The sequence below is a fragment of the Metabacillus herbersteinensis genome (assembly GCF_042433335.1).
GTDB classification, from domain to species: domain Bacteria; phylum Bacillota; class Bacilli; order Bacillales; family Bacillaceae; genus Metabacillus; species Metabacillus herbersteinensis.
In genome coordinates this window covers 1,479-4,411 of sequence record NZ_JBHLVO010000068.1, presented here as the reverse complement: position 1 = coordinate 4,411, position 2,933 = coordinate 1,479, and the positions used below count along the sequence as shown (strand labels likewise).

Sequence of the window (2,933 nt, the reverse complement as noted above, 5' to 3'; positions counted from 1 at the left end):
AATGGTTAAGTCCTCGATCGATTAGTATCTGTCAGCTACACATGTCGCCACGCTTCCACCTCAGACCTATCAACCTGATCATCTTTCAGGGATCTTACTCACATAATGTGATGGGAAATCTCATCTTGAGGGGGGCTTCATGCTTAGATGCTTTCAGCACTTATCCCTTCCGCACATAGCTACCCAGCTATGCCTTTGGCAAGACAACTGGTACACCAGCGGTGCGTCCATCCCGGTCCTCTCGTACTAAGGACAGCTCCTCTCAAATTTCCTGCGCCCACGACGGATAGGGACCGAACTGTCTCACGACGTTCTGAACCCAGCTCGCGTACCGCTTTAATGGGCGAACAGCCCAACCCTTGGGACCGACTACAGCCCCAGGATGCGATGAGCCGACATCGAGGTGCCAAACCTCCCCGTCGATGTGGACTCTTGGGGGAGATAAGCCTGTTATCCCCGGGGTAGCTTTTATCCGTTGAGCGATGGCCCTTCCATGCGGAACCACCGGATCACTAAGCCCGACTTTCGTCCCTGCTCGACTTGTAGGTCTCGCAGTCAAGCTCCCTTGTGCCTTTACACTCTACGAATGATTTCCAACCATTCTGAGGGAACCTTTGGGCGCCTCCGTTACATTTTAGGAGGCGACCGCCCCAGTCAAACTGCCCACCTGACACTGTCTCCCAGCCGGATCACGGCTGCGGGTTAGAATTTCAATACAGCCAGGGTAGTATCCCACCGACGCCTCCACCGAAGCTAGCGCTCCGGCTTCTCAGGCTCCTACCTATCCTGTACAAGCTGTACCAAAATTCAATATCAGGCTACAGTAAAGCTCCACGGGGTCTTTCCGTCCTGTCGCGGGTAACCTGCATCTTCACAGGTACTATAATTTCACCGAGTCTCTCGTTGAGACAGTGCCCAGATCGTTACACCTTTCGTGCGGGTCGGAACTTACCCGACAAGGAATTTCGCTACCTTAGGACCGTTATAGTTACGGCCGCCGTTTACTGGGGCTTCAATTCAAAGCTTCGCTTGCGCTAACCTCTCCTCTTAACCTTCCAGCACCGGGCAGGTGTCAGCCCCTATACTTCGCCTTGCGGCTTCGCAGAGACCTGTGTTTTTGCTAAACAGTCGCCTGGGCCTATTCACTGCGGCTCATCAAGGCTATAAACCCTAATGAGCACCCCTTCTCCCGAAGTTACGGGGTCATTTTGCCGAGTTCCTTAACGAGAGTTCTCTCGCACACCTTAGGATTCTCTCCTCGCCTACCTGTGTCGGTTTGCGGTACGGGCACCTCTCACCTCGCTAGAGGCTTTTCTTGGCAGTGTGAAATCAGGAACTTCGGTACTTAATTTCCCTCGCCATCACAGCTCAGCCTTATGACAACGGGATTTGCCTCATTGTCAGCCTCACTGCTTGGACGCGCATATCCAAAAGCGCGCTTACCCTATCCTTCTGCGTCCCCCCATTGCTCAAATGGTGAGGAGGTGGTACAGGAATTTCAACCTGTTGGCCATCGCCTACGCCTTTCGGCCTCGGCTTAGGTCCCGACTAACCCTGAGCGGACGAGCCTTCCTCAGGAAACCTTAGGCATTCGGTGGATGGGATTCTCACCCATCTTTCGCTACTCATACCGGCATTCTCACTTCTAAGCGCTCCACCAGTCCTTCCGGTCTGGCTTCTCTGCCCTTAGAACGCTCTCCTACCACTGTTCTAAAAGAACAGTCCACAGCTTCGGTGATACGTTTAGCCCCGGTACATTTTCGGCGCAGAGTCACTCGACCAGTGAGCTATTACGCACTCTTTAAATGGTGGCTGCTTCTAAGCCAACATCCTGGTTGTCTAAGCAACTCCACATCCTTTTCCACTTAACGTATACTTTGGGACCTTAGCTGGTGGTCTGGGCTGTTTCCCTCTTGACTACGGATCTTATCACTCGCAGTCTGACTCCTAAGAATAAGTTTTTGGCATTCGGAGTTTGACTGAATTCGGTAACCCGATGAGGGCCCCTAGTCCAATCAGTGCTCTACCTCCAAGACTCTAATCTTAAGGCTAGCCCTAAAGCTATTTCGGAGAGAACCAGCTATCTCCAGGTTCGATTGGAATTTCTCCGCTACCCACACCTCATCCCCGCACTTTTCAACGTGCGTGGGTTCGGGCCTCCATTCAGTGTTACCTGAACTTCACCCTGGACATGGGTAGATCACCTGGTTTCGGGTCTACGACCACGTACTCATTCGCCCTATTCAGACTCGCTTTCGCTGCGGCTCCGTCTCATCAACTTAACCTTGCACGGGATCGTAACTCGCCGGTTCATTCTACAAAAGGCACGCCATCACCCGTTAACGGGCTCTGACTACTTGTAGGCACACGGTTTCAGGATCTGTTTCACTCCCCTTCCGGGGTGCTTTTCACCTTTCCCTCACGGTACTGGTTCACTATCGGTCACTAGGGAGTATTTAGCCTTGGGAGATGGTCCTCCCTGCTTCCGACGGGATTTCTCGTGTCCCGCCGTACTCAGGATCCACTCTGGAGGGAACGAAGTTTCAACTACAGGGTTGTTACCTTCTTTGACGGGCCTTTCCAGACCTCTTCATTTACTTCGTTCCTTTGTAACTCCGTATAGAGTGTCCTACAACCCCAAGAGGCAAGCCTCTTGGTTTGGGCTAATTCCGTTTCGCTCGCCGCTACTCAGGAAATCGCGTTTGCTTTCTCTTCCTCCGGGTACTTAGATGTTTCAGTTCCCCGGGTCTGCCTTTTATATCCTATGTATTCAGATATAAATCCTGTTCCATTACGAACAGTGGGTTTCCCCATTCGGAAATCTCCGGATCAAAGCTTACTTACAGCTCCCCGAAGCATATCGGTGTTAGTCCCGTCCTTCATCGGCTCCTAGTGCCAAGGCATTCACCGTGCGCCCTTTCTAACTTAACCGT

1 rRNA gene is annotated in these 2,933 nt (G+C 52.3%); it reads right to left on the bottom strand.

The features are described from left to right. Position 1: 1 nt before the first annotated feature. A 23S ribosomal RNA gene (locus ACFFIX_RS27575) occupies positions 2-2,931 on the bottom strand. Between the last annotated feature and the right edge of the window lie 2 nt (positions 2,932-2,933).